12 protein-coding genes are annotated in these 17,262 nt (G+C 73.3%); 7 read left to right on the forward strand and 5 right to left on the reverse strand.

What is annotated here, in order from left to right:
* Nucleotide 1: 1 nt before the first annotated feature.
* Both ACGFZK_RS02295 and ACGFZK_RS02300 read right to left on the reverse strand, forming a co-directional pair.
* Nucleotides 2-3,364, reverse strand: a complete 3,363-nt coding sequence (locus ACGFZK_RS02295; RefSeq protein ID WP_393846922.1) for an aminotransferase class I/II-fold pyridoxal phosphate-dependent enzyme — start codon at nt 3,362-3,364, stop codon at nt 2-4.
* Between the two features lie 19 nt (nt 3,365-3,383).
* The gene (locus tag ACGFZK_RS02300) at nt 3,384-4,325 is read right to left on the reverse strand and encodes an NAD-dependent epimerase/dehydratase family protein (protein ID WP_393846923.1); all 942 of its coding nucleotides are present in this window, start codon (nt 4,323-4,325) and stop codon (nt 3,384-3,386) included.
* A 92-nt stretch (nt 4,326-4,417) separates the two neighbouring features.
* Between ACGFZK_RS02300 and ACGFZK_RS02305 the strand changes: the two genes are divergently transcribed.
* From ACGFZK_RS02305 to ACGFZK_RS02325, 5 genes are all read left to right on the forward strand, one after another.
* A complete protein-coding gene (locus ACGFZK_RS02305) occupies nt 4,418-5,374 on the forward strand; it encodes a cyclase family protein (RefSeq protein WP_393846924.1) in 957 nt (318 codons plus the stop codon).
* A 104-nt stretch (nt 5,375-5,478) separates the two neighbouring features.
* A complete protein-coding gene (locus ACGFZK_RS02310; protein ID WP_393846925.1) occupies nt 5,479-8,286 on the forward strand; it encodes a SpoIIE family protein phosphatase in 2,808 nt (935 codons plus the stop codon).
* A 123-nt stretch (nt 8,287-8,409) separates the two neighbouring features.
* Nucleotides 8,410-9,960 carry a sugar ABC transporter ATP-binding protein gene (locus ACGFZK_RS02315; protein WP_393846926.1) on the forward strand — a complete coding sequence of 517 codons (1,551 nt, stop codon included), beginning with the start codon at nt 8,410-8,412 and terminating at the stop codon, nt 9,958-9,960.
* Entirely contained in the window at nt 9,957-10,988 is a 1,032-nt protein-coding gene (locus ACGFZK_RS02320) for an ABC transporter permease (protein ID WP_393846927.1), read from the forward strand. The genes ACGFZK_RS02315 and ACGFZK_RS02320 overlap by 4 nt, the downstream gene beginning before the upstream one ends.
* Nucleotides 10,989-11,030: 42 nt before the next feature.
* Entirely contained in the window at nt 11,031-12,176 is a 1,146-nt protein-coding gene (locus tag ACGFZK_RS02325) for a substrate-binding domain-containing protein (RefSeq protein WP_393846928.1), read from the forward strand.
* A 28-nt stretch (nt 12,177-12,204) separates the two neighbouring features.
* On the opposite strand, the gene ACGFZK_RS02330 is transcribed toward ACGFZK_RS02325, so the two are convergent.
* Nucleotides 12,205-12,972, reverse strand: a complete 768-nt coding sequence (locus ACGFZK_RS02330; protein WP_393846929.1) for an NPP1 family protein — start codon at nt 12,970-12,972, stop codon at nt 12,205-12,207.
* A 513-nt stretch (nt 12,973-13,485) separates the two neighbouring features.
* Nucleotides 13,486-14,352 (reverse strand): SDR family NAD(P)-dependent oxidoreductase, encoded by an 867-nt coding sequence (locus ACGFZK_RS02335; protein ID WP_393846930.1) that lies wholly within the window; start codon nt 14,350-14,352, stop codon nt 13,486-13,488.
* An 88-nt stretch (nt 14,353-14,440) separates the two neighbouring features.
* Between ACGFZK_RS02335 and ACGFZK_RS02340 the strand changes: the two genes are divergently transcribed.
* Nucleotides 14,441-14,938 (forward strand): MarR family winged helix-turn-helix transcriptional regulator, encoded by a 498-nt coding sequence (locus tag ACGFZK_RS02340; protein ID WP_393846931.1) that lies wholly within the window; start codon nt 14,441-14,443, stop codon nt 14,936-14,938.
* On the opposite strand, the gene ACGFZK_RS02345 is transcribed toward ACGFZK_RS02340, so the two are convergent.
* Nucleotides 14,928-15,554, reverse strand: coding sequence for a TetR/AcrR family transcriptional regulator (locus tag ACGFZK_RS02345; protein ID WP_393846932.1), 627 nt, complete (start codon nt 15,552-15,554; stop codon nt 14,928-14,930). The two genes, ACGFZK_RS02340 and ACGFZK_RS02345, sit on opposite strands and share 11 nt — an antisense overlap.
* Nucleotides 15,555-15,618: 64 nt before the next feature.
* Between ACGFZK_RS02345 and ACGFZK_RS02350 the strand changes: the two genes are divergently transcribed.
* On the forward strand, nt 15,619-17,238 hold the full coding sequence (locus tag ACGFZK_RS02350) for an FAD-binding oxidoreductase (protein WP_393846933.1): 1,620 nt from the start codon (nt 15,619-15,621) through the stop codon (nt 17,236-17,238).
* Nucleotides 17,239-17,262 lie beyond the last annotated feature (24 nt).

The following is a 17,262-nucleotide window of genomic DNA, read 5'->3' on the forward strand; positions in this document are numbered from 1 at the left end:
CTTACCGCCCGGCGGCCGCCACCTCCTCGGCCAGGATCGTCACGGCCCGTCGGATGTCGTCCTCCCGGTGTTCGCTGGTGACGAAGAACCGCAGCCTCGACTGCCCCTCCTCCACGGCGGGGTGGAAGATCGCATCGGCGATGACGCCCCGGGAGAACAGGCCGTCCGCGACGCGCAGGGTCCTCGCCGAATCGCCGAGGATGCACGGCACGATCGGGGTGCCGGCGCTGGAGCCCGTCGCCAGACCGGCCGAGGCGGCCAGGCCGAGGAAGAGTTCGGAGTTGCGTCTGAGCGCCCGCACCCGCTGCGGCTGCGCCGTGAGCAGCTCGGTGGCGGCCAGCGCCGCGGCCGCGTTGGGCGGGGTCAGACCGACGCTGTAGACGAAGCCGGGGAGCGTGTGGCGCAGCCAGCGCACCATCCGGGCCGAGCCGCCGAGGTAACCGCCGCAGCTGGCGAAGGCCTTGGAGAGGGTGCCCATCCACAGGTCCACGTCGGACCGGTCGACGCCGTGGAACTCGCCCACGCCCCGGCCGCGTTCGCCCACGGTGCCGATGCTGTGGGCCTCGTCGACCAGCAACAGGGCGCCGTAGCGCTTCTTCAGCTCGATCACGGCGGGCAGGTCGACGAGGTCGCCGTCCATGCTGTAGGCGCCCTCGACGGCGATCAGCACCCGCCGGAACCGGGACCTGTTGAGCCGCAGCATGTGCTCGAGCCGGCCCATGTCGTTGTGGGCGAAGGGCCTTCGCGCAGCCCCCGACAGGGCGCAGCCCTGGAGGATGCTGTCGTGGGCGAGCGCGTCGTGGATCACGAGGTCCCCCGGGCCGAGGAGGTGGCCGATCGCGGTGACGTTGGTGGCGTGGCCGCTCACCAGCGTCAGGCAGTCGCCGACCCCGAGGAAGTCGGCCAGCGCCCGCTCCAGCCGTACGGTCAGGTCCCGTTCGCCGGAGAGCACACGGCTCGCCGAGACCGAGGTGCCGTACCGGTCGACCGCCCGGTGGACGGCTTCGCTGACCGCCGGATGGCCGGACAGGCCGAGGTAGTTGTAGCTGCCGAAGGACAGGCAGGCGCGACCGCCGATGACGGTCGTGTCGCGGATGGTGCCCTCGTGGACCCGGAAGTACGGGTTGGCGGCGCCGCTGTCGGTGATCCAGCTGAGGCGCTGCTCCAACTCGGCCACTTCCGGGAACGCGTCGACGCCGGCCGTATCCGGGTCCCACGCGGCAGGGGCCTGCGGGATCTCCGGTTCGGCGGACGCTGCCGCGGGCGCGTGGTCCGGGTCGACGAGCTCGATCAACCGGCCGACGGTGAGTTCGCGCGAGAACAGCTCCTCGGCGCGGAAGCCCGGTATTCGCTTGCCGATGGTGACCTCGAGTTCCTGGAGCATCAGGGAGTCGAAGCCGAGATCGGCCACCAGCTTCATGGGCTCGCTCAGCTCGGAGAGCGGGAAGACGCCGGTCCGCGCGACCTCTTCGAGCACGACGGCCGCGGCGGCCGCGGCGGAGGCGGCGGAGGCGGCGGAGACGCGCTCGGGGCGTGTCACGGCGGGTGTGGCGGGCGTCGCCCCGGGCGCGTCCACCGGTCCGGCCGGGTCCGCCACCTCGCGCGCCGCGTCGTCCACCACCCAGTGGCGGCGCGGGGCGAGTGGGCTCGGCGGCAGGGTGCACGGGGGTGTCCGCACCGTCGCGGGCCGGGGTACCGGGCCGGGGGCGGTGTGCTCCGCGAGGCCTTCCGTACGGCCCGCCGCGGTCAGCTGGGCGGTGGCGTCGGCCGCGTCCCGCACCACCAGGGTGAGGTGTTCCGCGAGGGGTGCGCGACGGGCGAGCGTGTCGGCCACGACGGCCGGCGGCAGCCGGTCCGCGGAGATGGTGTCCGCCAGTTCCCGGGCGTAGCGGGCGAGCCCCTCCCGGTCGCGCGCGCTGAGGACCAGTACGTGCGGGCCGTCGTCGGGCGCCGCGGGCTCCGGCGCTGCCGGCGCCGTGGTGCACTCCTCCACCACCAGGTGGACCCCGGTGCCGCCGAAGCCGAACGCGCTCACCCCGGCCCGGCGCGGTCCACCGCAGTCCGGCCACGGGGCCGGGGCCGTCGGTACGGTCAGCCGCGCGGCGTCGAGCCCGGCACGGTCGGCCAGGCCGCCCTCGCTCGCCGGCTGCGGCGGGATCACGCCCCGTTGCACGGCCAGGACCGATTTGATGAGCCCGGCGATCCCCGCGGAGTTCAGCGAGTGCCCGACGACCGCCTTCACGGCGCCGAGGTAGGCGGGCTGCGCCCCCTCACCGCGCAGTTCGCGCAGGACCTCCAGCTCGACGGGGTCGCCGACGGTGGTCCCGGTGCCGTGCGCCTCCAGGTAGCCGACCGCGTCCGGGGCCAGGCCCGCGTCCCGGTAGGCCCGGCGCAGCGTGCGGAGCTGGCCGGCCGCCTGGGGGTGCATGCCGCCCTGCACGGTCCCGTCGTTGGCCGTTCCCACGCCGCGGATCACCGCGTAGACCCGGTCACCGGCCGCCAGTGCGTCGGTCAGGGGCCGCAGCACCAGGACCCCGGCGCCCTCGCCGAGCACGAAGCCGTCGGCCTGCGCGCCGAAGGGCAGGCACCTGCCGCTGCGCGAGATGGCACCGATCCGGCAGAGCCCCACCAGCAGGTCGGGGGTGAGCACCAGTTGGGCGCCGCCCGCGAGGGCGATGCGGGAGCGGCCCGCGCGCAGGGCGTGCACGGCGTTGGCGACGGCCATCAGTCCGCCCGAGCACGCCGAGTCCAGCGCATAGCTCTCGCCGTGCAGATCGAAGACCGAACTGACGGTGTTCGGGCCCATGTTGAGCAGGAGCCCGGCCACCGAGGTGCCGTTGAGCCCGTCGACCGCCCGGACCGTCTCCAGCAGGCGGGGGTGGGTCGCCCGCGCCCCGAACTCGCCCCCGGCCAGCTGGCGCATCCGGACCTGCAGGGTGCTGAGCTCGCGGTAGCCGCCCTCGGTGAGCGCGGTGATCACCGAGGTCTCCTCGCGGCCGAAGCCGTCGGCCTCCCACCCCGCGTCCTGGATCGCCTCACGGGCGAGGTCGATCAGCAGCCGGGCCTGCGGGTCCATTGCCCGGGCCCGCCGCGGTGGGATGCCGTAGTGGGCCGCGTCGAAGTGGCCCACGTCAGGCAGCAGCGCCATGGTGTCGGTGTACGCCGACGAGGTGTCACGGAAGTTGTCGCTGAGGAAGGTCGCGGTGCGCCACCGCGAGTCCGGAATCTTCGCGAACTGTGCCTGCGGAGCCGTCAGGAGCCGCCAGTACTCGTTCGGGTTGCGCGCTCCCGGGAAGCGGCACGCCATCCCCACGATGGCGACGTCCTCGCGCCGCGGTCCCCTCGGGTCGTCTATGTGGTCCATCCCTGTCCTGTCACACGTGTCATTCGCCGGGCGCCAGTCGCTCGCGCCACCAGTCCACGGTCGCCTTGACCTGCGCGTCGACGGGGGTGGCCCCGACCCCGAACGCCACCTCGTAGGCGCTCGAATCGACGACGAACGGGAGGTCGAACTGGTAGCGGATCTCCTTCAGTTCGCGGAGCAGCGGGGAGAACAGCGAAGCGACGCCGACCACCGCCGACGGGAGCCTGCGCACGGCGACCGGACCCGTCCCGGCCTGGGCGGCGAGGCGGTCGACCATCTCCTGGACGGACAGCGCCGGCTGCGTCGGAACGTGCCAGGCCCGCCCCCAGGCCCGCTCGTCGCCCGCGACCTCGGTCAGCGTCCGGGCCACATCGGGGAGGTAGGTCCAGCTGTGGGGGGCGTTCGGGTCCCCCAGGGTGGTGACCGGCTTGCCGCGCAGCAGCGGCGGCACGACCCGTGCGGCCAGGTGGCCGCCGTCGGTGACCCCGGGTCCGAAGAAGTCCGAGGCGCGCACCTCGACCGCCCTGATGCGCCCCTGCTCGTGCAGGGTCCGCGCCTGCTCCCAGAGCGCGGCGCGCACCCGCCCCTTGGGACCGGTCGCCGCGAGGGGCAGTTCCTCGGTCAGGGCGCCGTCCACCGGGCCGTAGCCGTAGAGGTTGCCCAGCATGACCAGTACCGCCCCGGTCGCCTCGGCCGCGGCGCACAGCGACAAGGCGAGTGGCGGCCATTCGCCGGCCCAGCGGTGGTAGGGCGGTGCGGCGCAGCTGTGGAGGGCGGCCGCGCCCTGCGCGACTTCGGTCAGCCGCGCCGTGTCCGTCGCGTCCAGCGCGACATGCTCGATTCCGGGTTCCGGGCTTCGGCCCGATCTGGTGACGACCTTTACGCTGTGGCCCTGTTCGGCGAGGAGCCGGGCAGTGGCGGAACCGGCGGGTCCGAAACCTATGACGACATGAAAGCTCACGGGACGCACACTAGCGCGAGCGGCCGGCGCCCCCGGCCGGGGTGATCGCGTACCGGCCAGCGCGGGGGCGCGAACGGCCGGACACTGGGCACATGGGCAGCAACCCCACCTGCGCCACCGAAGCTCCCGGCAACGGGCCCGCCGTCTCCCGCCGGGAGTTCGACGCGCTGTTCGACGCGGTCCGTACGTGGGGCCGGTGGACCGCGGCCGACCGCGGCGCCTGGAACCGGGTGACGGCGGACCACGTACGCCGGGCCACCGCCACGGTCCGGTCCGGGACGGCGGTCCCGATGGGGCGGCCCTGGGACACCCGTCCCGGCCCGGACAACGCCAGGCCCGCGCTGCACTACATGTCCGAGCTCGGCGATGTGGAGGCCCCGGAACCGGCCGTCTACAAGGACTTCCTCGCCGCGGACTATCACGGCAAGGGCGTGAGCCATCTCGACGCACTGTCACACGTCGCCTACCGAGGGCGACTGTACGACGGCCGGGCGGCCGGCGAGGTGGTCGATGCGGCGGGTGCCCGCTTCGGCGCCGTGTCGGCGCTCGGCCCCCTGGTCACACGGGGCGTCCTGGTCGACCTGCCCGCCGTCCTCGGGATCGATTGGCTGGAACCGGGACGTGCGGTGCACGCGCGGGACCTCGTCGCGGCGGAGAAGGCGCTCGGTGTGACGATCGGGGACGGGGACGCGGTGCTGCTGCGCTCCGGGGCCTACCGCCGGCGCCGGGAGCTCGGGCCCTGGGACCCGGGCGAGGCGAGCGCGGGCTGGCACGTGGACGCCCTGCCGCTGCTGGCCGAGCGTGCGATCGCGCTGCTCGGCGGCGACGGGGACAGCGATGTGAGGCCTTCGCCGGTCGAGGGGCTGCACTCCCCCGTGCACGCGCTCGCCGTCACGGCGATGGGGGTACCGCTGCTGGACAACCTGGACCTGGAACCGCTGTCGGCCGCCTGCGCCGATGCGGGGCGATACGCGTTCATGGTCGTCGTGACGCCCCTGAACGTCCCCGGCGGCACGGGATCGCCCGTCAATCCGGTCGCCGTCCTGTGACGGGCGGCCCGCTGATCACTTCGCTCTCCTGCTCATAGCCGAAATGTGAGGAATATACTCAAATCTGGCGATCGAGGGTGCTCCGGCGAGGGGAAGTGATGCACATGGGGGTCGTCGGAGACCGCATCGGCCCCGTGCGTTCCCGTGACCGATTCCTGCAGGGCGAGTCGGTCGAGGGGAGCGTGAGGAGTCCGATCCTGAGCTCGTGGCAGCGCAGCCGGCTGCTGGGGCTGTCGCCGGACCAGTCCGAGCTCCCCTTCCAGGAGGACCTCGAGCCGGACGGTCCGCTGCTGCGCGCCGCCGGGCCCGTGCTCGACCGGCTTCAGGCCATTTTCGCGGGCAGCCGGACGAACATCTCCCTCGCCGACGGTCACGGCATGGTGCTCGCCCGCCGCTTCGGCGAGAAATCCATGCTCAGGCATCTCCCCCCGATCCAGATCTTCCCCGGGTTCGTGTTCGCCGAGCAGTTCGCCGGCACGAACGGCATCGGTCTGACCCTCGCGGAGAGGCGGCTCTGCCAGGTCTACGGCGCCGAGCACTTCGCCGAGCGGTCCCAGTCGAGCGCGTGTACCGCGATCCCGCTGCGCGACCAGCTCAGCGGGCACATCCAGGGCGTCCTGTGCCTCGGATATCCCTACACCGACGCGGACCCGGCACTGATCGCCGTGGTGCGCAAGGCGGCCGAGGCGATCGAACGACGGCTGATGGACCAGAGTTCGGCGCGCGAGCGCGATCTCCTGCAGGCCTACCTCGACACCGCGAGCCTGGCCCGGACCAGCGAGCACGGTCTCGACGGGCACCCGGTCCCCATGGCCGACCTGCTCCTGAGCGAGCTGGAGCAGAGCGATCAGACGACCCTCAAGGAGAAGGCCACGGAGCTGATGTCCGCCGACCGGCGGGCCGCCGCCGAGGTGTCCCTGTCCCGCGGCCGGTGGGTCACGCTGGTCAGCCACCCCGTGACGAGCGCCTCCGGGGTGGAGGGCGTCGTCGTCGAGGCCCTGCTCCCCGAGGACGCGGAACGGCACGCACCGGCCCCCACCCGCGCCCCGTCCGCCGGGCCGCCGCCCGGCCTGCGCCTGGTCACCCCCGGTCCGGAGCCGGCGACGGTCCGCGCACGCGGCGGCCCGCGCACCGAGAGCACCGCGGACGAACGCGCGACCGGGTCCGCCGGCGACCCCGCCCGGGGCCGGGTCAGAGGGCTGGTGCTGGTGGGCGAGCCCGAAGTGGGCAAGTACGCCGTCGCGGCGCGCCGCCGCCTGGAGTTGCTGGCCGAGGCCAGCAACCGCATCGGCACCACCCTGGACGTGAGCCGTACCGCCTGGGAGCTCGCCGAGACGGCCGTCCCGCGGCTGGCCGATTTCGTCACCATCGACCTGCCCGGGGCCGTGCTGCGGGGCGAGGAGTCCCCCAACCCGACCACCGAGATGCACCGGACGGTGGTCCACGGCATCCGCGAGGACTGCCCGTTCTACCCGGTGGGCACTCAGGTCAGTCTCCGGCCCACCACGCCCCACATGCGCTCCATCGCCACCAGACAGCCGGTGCTGGAACCCGATCTGAAGGCCGCCTTCGGCTGGATCGCCCAGGACCCCGAGCACGCCGAACTGCTCCTCGCCCACAACATCCATTCCCTCATCACCGTCCCCCTGCTCGCCCGCGGAGCCATCCTGGGCATCGCGAGCTTCTACCGCTCGCAGGACCCCGCCCCCTACGGCGACGACGACCGCTCCCTGGCTCAGGAGCTCGCCGCCCGCGCCTCCCTCTGCATCGACAACGCCCGCCGCTACACCCGCGAACACACCCTCGCCCTGTCCCTGCAGCGCAGCCTGCTCCCGCGCGGCCTCCCCGAGCAGAGCGCCGTCGAGGTCGCCCACCGCTATCTGCCCGCCGAGTCGGGGGTGGGCGGCGACTGGTTCGACGTGATCCCGCTGTCCGGCACCCGCGTCGCGCTCCTCGTCGGCGACGTCGTCGGCCACGGACTGCACGCCGCCGCCACCATGGGCCGGCTGCGCACCGCCGCCCGCAACTTCGCCGAACTGGAACTCGCCCCCGACGAGCTCCTCACGCACCTGGACAACCTGATGGTGCGCCTCGACCGGGAGGAGGGCGGCGACGGCCCCGACTCCGGCAGCACCGGCATCGTGGGCGCCACCTGCCTGTACGCCATCTACGATCCCACCTCGCAGCAGTGCACGATGGCCCGCGCCGGCCACCCGCCACCCGCGCTGGTCCGGCCCGACGGCACCGTGTCGCTCCTGGACCTGCCCGCCGGTCCCCCGCTCGGTCTCGGCGGACTGCCCTTCGAGTCGGTCGAGTTCCCGCTCGCCGAGCACAGCCAGCTCGTCCTCTACACCGACGGCCTCATCGAGGACCGCCACCGCGACATCGACGTGGCCCTCGACGCCCTGACGCGCGCGCTGGCCCACCCGGACCGCGCCCCCGAGGACACCTGCCAGGCGGTCCTCGACGCCGTGGCGCCCGACCACCCCGCCGACGACATCGCGCTCCTCGTCGCCCGCACCAACGCCGTGCCCCCGGACCGGATCGCCACCTGGGACCTGGCCGCCGACCCGGCCCTGGTCTCCGAGGTCCGCGCCGCGTCCGTGCGCCAGTTGGACCGGTGGGGGCTGGAGGAATCCGCCTTCGCCACGGAACTGCTGCTCAGCGAGCTGGTCACGAACGCCGTCCGCTACGGCACCGCGCCCATCCGGGTACGCCTCATCCACGACCGCAACCTGATCTGCGAGGTGCACGACGCCAGCAGCAGCGCCCCGCGCATGCGCCAGTCGGCCACCACGGACGAGGGCGGCCGCGGCCTGTTCCTCGTCGCGCAGCTCGCCCAGGCCTGGGGCACCCGCTACACCACCGACGGCAAGGTCATCTGGGCCGAGTGCACCCTGGCTGCGGCATGACCCCCGGCCGTTCGGCCAATGGGGTCAAAGGGTGCGGGGATATACCGGGAACAGACCGCCATATCCCCGTAGAGTGCCCCGTACCGTCGGGAAGAACTCGGAGGCCGACCCCCGGAGAAGTCTGTGCATGACGCTCCCGACACCTGGGCGGGCCCACCCCCGCACGCCGGTGCCGCACCACTCGTCCGTATGCGCGGTCTGAGCAAGCGGTTCGGCGGCACCCACGCACTGGCCTCGGTCGATCTCGACGTCCACCGCGGCAGCGTCCTCGCCCTGCTCGGCCCCAACGGAGCCGGAAAGTCCACCCTCATCAAGGTGCTCGCCGGGGTCCACCACGCCGACGAGGGCCAGGTGACGGTGGCCGGTCACCCCCTGGGCACCCACGCCGCGACCCGGACCATGTCCTTCATCCACCAGGACCTCGGCCTCGTCCCGTGGATGACCGTGGCCGAGAACATCGCCCTGGGCACCGGCTACCCCCGCCGCGGCGGACTGATCTCCTGGCGGCGTACCCGGGAACGGTGCGACGAGGCCCTGCGCATCGTCGCGGGCCACCTGGACGCCGACGCCCGTATCTCCGGCCTCGCCCCCGCCGAGCGCTCCCTCGTCGCCATCGCCCGCGCCCTCGCCACCCGGGCCGAGCTCATCGTGCTGGACGAACCCACGGCCACCCTCCCCGCCGCCGACTGCGCGCGGCTCTTCGACGTCCTGCACACCCTGCGCGACCGCGGCCACGGCATCCTCTACGTCAGCCACCGGCTCGACGAGGTCTACGAGGTCGCCGACACCTTCGCCGTACTGCGGGACGGCCGGCTGGTCGACCGGGGCCCGCTCGCCGGTCACAGCCCCGACCGCCTGGTCCGGGCGATCGTCGGCCACGCCCCCGCCGGCCGGCCGGCGGGCACTCCCCCCACCGTCGGCGCAACCCGGCTGAGCCTCGACCGGGTGCGGACCACGTCCACCGGAGAGGTCAGCCTCGACCTGCGGGCCGGTGAGATCCTCGGCATGGTGGGCCTGACCGGCGCCGGCCACATGGAACTCGGTCGCGCCCTGGCGGGCGCCCGGCCGATCCTCGGCGGGCGGGTGCTGCTCGACGGCCGTCCGTACCGTCCGCGTACGGTCAGCGCCGCCCTCGACTCCGGTGTCGGCTTCGTGGCGGCCAACCGTCAGGAGGAGGGCTGCGCCGCCGACCTGACCGTCCGGGAGAACTTCCTGGCGAACCCCCGCGCGTCCGGCGCCCCGGCCGTGCACTGGCTCGGTCCCCGCCGCGAGCGCGCCGAGGCCGCCGCCCTCATCGACCGGTTCTCGGTGCACCCCCGCGACAGCGAGGTGCCGATCGCCACCCTGTCCGGCGGCAACCAGCAGAAGGTCATGGTCGGCCGTTGGCTCCGGGGGCACCTGCGCCTGCTCGTCCTCGAAGAGCCGACCGCCGGTGTGGACGTCGGCGCCAAGGCCGGCATCCACCGGCTGCTCGGGGACGCACTGGGCTCGGGCCTCGCGGTCCTGCTCATCTCCACCGATTTCGAAGAGGTCGCGGACGTGTGCCATCGCGCGCTGGTGTTCGTCCGCGGGTCCGTGAGCGCCGAGCTGACCGGCGCGGCCCTGACCGTCGCCGAACTCACCCGCACCGCCTCGGCGATGCCCGCCATCACCGGGACCGCGACGGACCGATGACCACCTCACCCCCGCCCTCGCCGCGATCCCTGCCGGACCACCTGCGTGGTCACCACATCGGCACCTACGGCCTGCCGGCCCTCGCCGTGCTGCTCTTCCTGGTCTTCTCCCTCGTCCTGCCGGACACCTTCCCCACCCGGGACAACGTCTCCTCGATCCTCTCCAACCAGTCGATCCCCGCCATCCTGGCGCTCGGCGCGACGATCCCCATCGCCACCGGCAAGTTCGACCTGTCCATGGGCTACGGCCTGGGCCTCGCCCACGTGATGGTGATGCAGCTCATCGTCCATGCCGGCTGGCCCTGGCCGGCGGCCTGCCTCGCCGTCGTCCTCGGCGGTGCGTTGGTCGGTGTTCTCAACGGCGTCATCGTCGAGTTCGGGCGGATCGACTCCTTCATCGCCACCCTCGGCACCGGCAGCATGATGTACGCCTGCACCGGCTGGATCACCGACGGCACCCGGATCGTCCCCGGCCCGAACGGCCTGCCCGCCGCCTTCACCGGCCTCTACGACTCCCGGTATCTCGGCGTGCCGCTGCCCGCCTTCTACGTCCTGGCCCTCACCGCCGTGCTCTGGCTGGTCCTGGAGCGGCTGCCGCTCGGCCGGTACCTCTACGTCATCGGCTCCAGCCGGCGCACCGCCGACATCATCGGCATCCCCACCCACCGGTACTCCGTCTACGCCTTCGCCGGATCGGGCCTGGTCGCCGGCCTCGCCGGCGTCCTCCTCGCCGCCCAGCAGCAGACCGGCAACCCGAGCGTCGGGCTGGAGTACCTGTTGCCCGCGTTCGTCGGCGCCCTGCTCGGCGCCACGACGGTCAAACCCGGTCGCGTCAACGCCCTCGGCACCGTCGTGGCCGTCGCCGTCCTCGCCATCGGCCTCGCCGGCATCGGCCAGCTCGGCGCCGACTTCTGGGCCACGCCCCTGTTCAACGGCGGCACCCTGCTCATCGCCGTCGGCCTGGCCGGCTACTCCGCCCGCCGCCGGCTGCGCACCTCGGGCGCACCGGCGAAGGACAGCAGCCCCTAGAAGAGCCGGAAACGTTCATACGCGCACCCCGTCAGGAGCACCGTGCACCCGAAGGACCCGCACCGCAGGACCACCCTCACGACCGCAGCCCTGCTGACGGCGGCCGCCGCCCTCGTCGCCGGCTGCGGCAGCGGCCCCTCGACCGGCGCCGCGCCGCCGAGCGCGGGCTGCCCCACCGCCCTGGCGAGCGCCGGGACGGCCGTCGCGCGGGCCGAGAACGCCGACGCCTCCTGGCACGGCCCCACCACGGGCCCCGCGGCGGTGCCCGGCAAGTCCGTCGTCTACGTGGCGCAGACCATGACCAACCCCGGCGTCGCGGGCGTCGCGAAGGGCGTCGAGGAGGCCGCGAAGGCGATCGGCTGGCGGGTCCGGGTGATCGACGGGGAGGGCACCCCCGCCGGCATCCAGGCAGCGCTCAGCCAGGCCATCACCCTGCACCCCTCGGGCATCGTCATCGGCGGCTTCGATCCCCAGCTGACCTCGCAGCAGATGGCGCGGGCCGAAGCGGCGGACATCCCCGTCGTCGGCTGGCACGCGGTGGGCTCCCCCGGCCCGAGCGAGAGGCCCCGGCTGTTCACCAACGTCACCACGAAGGTGGAGGAGGTGGCGCGGATCAGCGCGGACTGGATCATCTCCCGGTCCGGGGGCGACGCCGGAGTCGTCCTCTTCACCGACGACTCGATCCCGTTCGCCAAGAACAAGGCCGAGCTGATCCGCAAGGAGCTCGCCACCTGTTCCGGCGTACGGCTCCTCACGTACGAGAACATTCCCATCCCGGACGCCGCGAGCCGCACCCCGCAGGCGGTCTCCTCGCTGCTCTCGCGCTTCCAGGACGACTGGACGTACTCCGTCGCCATCAACGACCTCTACTTCGCCGACGCGGCCCCGGCCCTGCGGGCGGCCGGCCGGCAGGGATCCGGTCCGCCCTTCAACATCGGTGCGGGCGACGGCGACCCCTCCGCCTTCCAGCGGATCAACAGCAGGCAGTTCCAGGCCGCCACCGTCCCCGAGCCGCTGAACCAGCAGGGCTGGCAGATCGTCGACGAGTTCAACCGTGCCTTCGCCGGCCGGCCCGCCAGCGGCTACGTGGCCCCCGTGCACATCTCCACGGCCGGGAACAGCGCCGGCGCCACGTCCTGGGACCCGTCCGGTTACCGCGACGGGTACCGCAGGATCTGGGGCGGCTGACGCCACGGCACAGGTGCGGTGGCGGGTGCTACTGGTACGGGTCGAAGGGGATGCCGGCCGGCTTGGCCTCCGCCAGATGGGATGCGAAGGAGCCGTCCTTCAGGCCGAAGTGCGCGCTGCCGAAGTCGGCCTGGGTGAGTTTGTCCCGCAGGGTCGCCGGGTAGCCCGACCAGCCGACGAGGGTGGGGAACTGCCAGGCGCCGCGGTGGTTCTCGGGCGGTTCGTCGTTGGTGTTGGCCGCGCGGAAGCAGTGCGTGCCGATGCCGTCCTTGTGATAGACGATCTTGGGGTGGTTGCCGTCCCAGCGGATCTGGTCGCGCGAGTGGATGCTGAAGTCGCCGTGGGCGGAGGTCGCGACGTACTTGGCCTCGTTGCCCTGGATCCACACGACCACGTGCTCCCAGTCGTGGCGGTGGCCGCCGAGCTCGATGCCGGGCAGGGCCTGGTCCTTCTCGAAGTACAGCGCGTAGATGACGGCGCACCAGCCGTTGTTGCAGGTCCAGCGGGAGTATCCGTTGGTGTTGGCGAGGTCCGAGGCGTCCCGGCAGCTGCCGTTGAGGGCGCCGGTGGGCTTGAGTCCGCCGTTCAGCACTCCGGTCGGGCCGATGGCGGGTGTCGGGTAACAGCCGTCGGTGTCGTAGTCGTAGGCCGGCTGGTAGGCCAGCTCGATCGCCTCGGCCTTGCCGGGCAGTGCCGGGGGCGGCGCCGCGAAGGCCACCTGGGGAACGGCGACGACCACCGCGAGGGCGGCGCCGACGACCACTGACGATCTCCGGATGTGACGGTTCGTCCGCAAAACGGGCCTCCTGGCCGGCCGGGTGCGAGGGTGGCGGACGGATCGATACCGAGCACCTTCGACCGACACGCCGGGAGCATCATTCGCGAACCGGGGCGGCACAGCAAGGGTTGGGGCAGACTCCGTTCCTTGCATGGCGAGGAGCCCGCAAGGCCTTGTATGCAAGGAAAGTTGACTGAACGTCAGAAATGGTGCGGGGGCAGAACGGACGAACGCCGCCGCCCCGTGGACCACGGGGAGCGGCGGCGGACCGTCACACGGTCAGCGCCCGAGGGCGTTCATCAGGATGATGGCCATGAGGTTCAGGAAGATGACGGCGACGACCATGCCGATCATGAACCAGGCCTTGCGCGATTCGTCCATGCCTACGAGTCACCTCCCGACCCGGACGGGCCGCCCCGCCCGGTCCGGGGACCGCGCGGGGACTCGCCCACCTCTGGCCATGATGACCCCGTTCCGCACGGAGCACAGGTCGGCGGCGCCAGGGGCCCGCGCCCGGACGCGCGCGGCGGCTCAGGCGACCCAGGTTCCGGTCATGCCGACGACCGCCGAGCCGTCCTGGTCGGCCAGCTTGTTCCCGGTGAAATCACGGGCCCACTGCGAGGTCTGGATGCGGAACGCGGGCCGGTCGACGGTGAGCGCCTCCATGACGGACTCGGCCGCGCCGGCCGGGGTCTGTGCGCCGTCCATGAACTGGCCGACCGTGCGCTCGACGTAGTGGCGCAGCGCGTCGGAGTACGGCCCGGCCGCGGCGATCCGTGCTTCGAGGTCGAGGCCGATGTTGTTCACGAACTCCGTCGCCACGGCGCCCGGCTCGATGACGCAGACGCCCACCCCGACGGTACCGGCGACGGGGGCCAGGCTCTCCATGTAGCCCTCCACGGCGAACTTCGCGGCGCAGTAGGCCTCGTTGAAGGGCTGGCCGACGACGCCGCCGACGCTGGTGACGGTGATCAGGCGGCCGCCGGTGGCCCGCAGGTGCGGCAGGGCGGCCTTGGAGACGTTCAGTACGCCGAAGAAGTTGACCTCCATGACCTCGCGGACGTCGGCGACGGTTTCGAGCTCCAGGGTGCCCACGTGCCCGGCGCCGGCGTTGTTCACGACGGCGTCCAGTCGGCCGTAGTCGGCGATCACGCCCTCCACGGCGGCGGCGACGGAGGCCTCGTCGACGACGTCGAGGTGCCGGATGTCGAGTTCGACGCCCGCCTCGACGGCGGCCTTGCGCAGGGCGTCGGCGCGGCTGGTGTCCCGCAGGGTGGCGACCGTACGCCAGCCCGCGCGGGCGGCGGCGATCGCGGCGGCCAGGCCGATACCCGAGGAGGTGCCGGTGATCAGGACGGTGCGGGAGGAGCCGGCGGGGGTGGTGGGGAGGGTCGACATGGCAGGGCCTTCCACGAAGGGGGATTTATGTGCGTGCACACACACTATAAAATTATGTGCGTGCGCACGCAAGCTCTAGACTGCCGACATGCCGAAGAAGCTCACCGAAGCCGAGATGCCGGCGGCCGACTACGCCTTCTACGGGCTGGTGTGGGCCGGTACGGTCATGACCGAGCGCGTGGACCGGGCCCTGGTCAAGGCCCACGACCTCCCCGTGTCCTGGTTCGAGGTCATGCTGTGGCTCGCCTCCAGCCCCGAGCCGGTTCCCGCTTCCGTCCTCGGCAACAGCACCCTGCTCAGCCGCAGCCAGGTCTCCCGCGTCGTGGACGCCCTGCAGACCCGGGGCCTGGTGACCCGCACACCCTCGGCGCGCGACGCCCGGTCGGTGGAGGTCGCCCTCACGGAGGCCGGCCGCACGGTGTTCACCGCCGCCGACGCCACCCGGCGCGAAGCCCTGGCCCCGGTCTTCACCGAGCTCCTCGACGAGCGGGACCTCGAGGCGCTGGGCACCGTGTGGCGCAAGCTCAAGGCCGCGAATGCGGCGCAGGCCGAGCAGGAAGGCGCCCGGACACCTCCTAGGGGGTGAGGGTGGCGGCGGCCGCGAAGAGGCGGGCGCAGCGCTGGGTCATGGCCGCCGGGGTCTGCTCCGGGTGCTTGACCCACCAGCGGACGAGGGTGGCGACCAGGTCCCGCCAGACGTACTTGAGCGCGTCGGCGTCCAGCGGGTCGGTGGATCCGGCCGCGCGCAGCAGTTCCGCGGTGCCGCCGGCGGCGAGCCGGTCGATGGCCGCCCAGTACTCCGCGGCCCGGCGCGCGGCCTCGCCCCCGGGCGGCAGGGTGGTGTCGTAGAGCACGAACCACGCCTCTCGCTGCCCCTCCAGGGCGGTGAAGATGCCGTGGAGCACGCGCAGCGGTGTGTGCGGCGCGGCCCCGCCCTCGCCCATCGCCGCGCGGATGGTGCCCAGCAGCCGGTCACCGACGGGGACCAGGCAGGCGACGTACAGGTCTTCCTTGGTGCCGAAGTACTGGTGCAGCAGCGTCTTGGTGACGCCCACGCGCGCGGCGATGGCCGGGAGCGACGCGGCCGCGTACCCATGGGTGCCGAACTCCTCCGTGGCCGCCTCCAGCATCTGCTGCCGGCGGTGCTGCCGCGGGACTCCCTTGGTGCCGGCTTTCGGGGAACGCGGGACGGGGGTTGCCATGAGCGGATATTATCAGTAGGTAATTTACCGCAAGGTAAATTACCTCGACCCCTGGAGCGCCGCCATGGCCGGCACCACCCCGCAGCCCACGTCCCGTACCCGCTCCTGGTGGGGCTGGGGCTATGCGGACGCGCACCCCGACGACGCGGAGTGCACCGCGATCGGCGCCCTGCTCCCCGGCACCCTCAGCCGCCCGCTCCCCGTGCCCCGGGTGAGCGACCTGGGCATCGGCAGCCCCGCCGCCGCACCCCCGCGGAGCCTCGCCCACCTGGTCACCGCCGATCCCGCGGACCGCGCTTCGCACGCCATGGGCAAGGCCTACCGGGACGTGGTGCGCGCCCTGCGCGGGCGCCCCGGCCGGATCCCCGACCTCGTCGCCCGCCCCACGGACGACCGGGGCGTGGCCGATCTGCTGGACTGGGCCGGTGAACACCAGGTCGCCGTCGTCCCGTACGGCGGGGGTTCCTCGGTCTCGGGGGGTGTGGAGTACCGCGGCGACGCCCACCGGGCGGTCATGTCCCTCGACCTGACCGCCATGGGCCGCGTCCTGGAGGTCGACACCGAGGGCCGGGCGGCGCGCATCCAGGCCGGCACCCTCGGGCCGAGCCTGGAGGACCAGCTGCGGCCCCACGGCCTCACCCTGCGCCACTTCCCGCAGAGCTTCGAGTTCTCGACGCTGGGGGGCTGGCTCGCCACCCGGGCCGGCGGCCACTACGCCACCGGCCGTACGCACATCGACGACTTCGTGCAGTCGCTGCGCGTCGTCACCCCGGCCGGCACCAGCAGCTCCTGGCGGCTGCCCGCCTCCGGGGCGGGCCCCTCCCCCGACCGCCTGTTCCTGGGCTCCGAAGGAGCCCTCGGGGTCATCACCGAGGCATGGGTCCGCCTGCAGGAACGCCCCCGCCACAAGGCGTCCGCCGCCGTCGCCTTCACGGACTTCCGGAACGCGTTGCGGGCGGTGCGCGCCCTCGCGCAGTCCGACCTCTCCCCCGCCAACTGCCGCCTGCTGGACTCCGGTGAGGCCGCGCTGTCGGGCGCGGCGCACGACGGGAGTTCCGTACTGGTCCTGGGCTTCGAGTCGGCGGACGAACCGGTGACCGCCCGGCTCGAACGGGCCGTCGCGCTGGCCCGCTCGCACGGCGGCCGGTACGGGGGCGGGGAGGGCGACGGGACCGGCGCCCCGGAGGAGGCCCCGGGCGAGGACGCCGCCGTGAGCGCCTGGCGCTCGGCCTTCCTGCGGATGCCCTACCTCCGGGACGGTCTGGCCAGGATGGGCGCGGTCGCGGAGACCTTCGAGACGGCGGCCACCTGGGACCGGATCCCCGGCCTGATCGACGACGTACGCAAGGAGGTCGGCGAGGCGGCGGTCAAGGCCACCGGACACCCGGCGACCGTCAACTGCCGTCTGACGCACGTGTATCCCGACGGCGCGGCGCCGTACTTCACCGTCCTCGCCGCGGGCCGACCCGGTGACGAGGTCGCCGTCTGGGACGAGCTGAAGGCCGTGGCGGGCGAGGTCCTGCACCGCCACCGGGCCACCATCACCCACCACCACGCCGTCGGCCGGGACCACCGGCCGGGCTACGACCGCCAGCGCCCCGAGCCCTTCGCCCTCGCCCTGCGGGCGGCGAAGGGGGCGCTCGATCCGCGGGGCATCCTCAACCCCGGGGTGCTCGTGGACTGAGTGGACCGGGCAGGCCGGGCCGGG

It is taken from the genome of Streptomyces sp. NPDC048257 (assembly GCF_043201855.1).
In the GTDB taxonomy this organism is placed as follows: Bacteria; Actinomycetota; Actinomycetes; order Streptomycetales; family Streptomycetaceae; genus Streptomyces.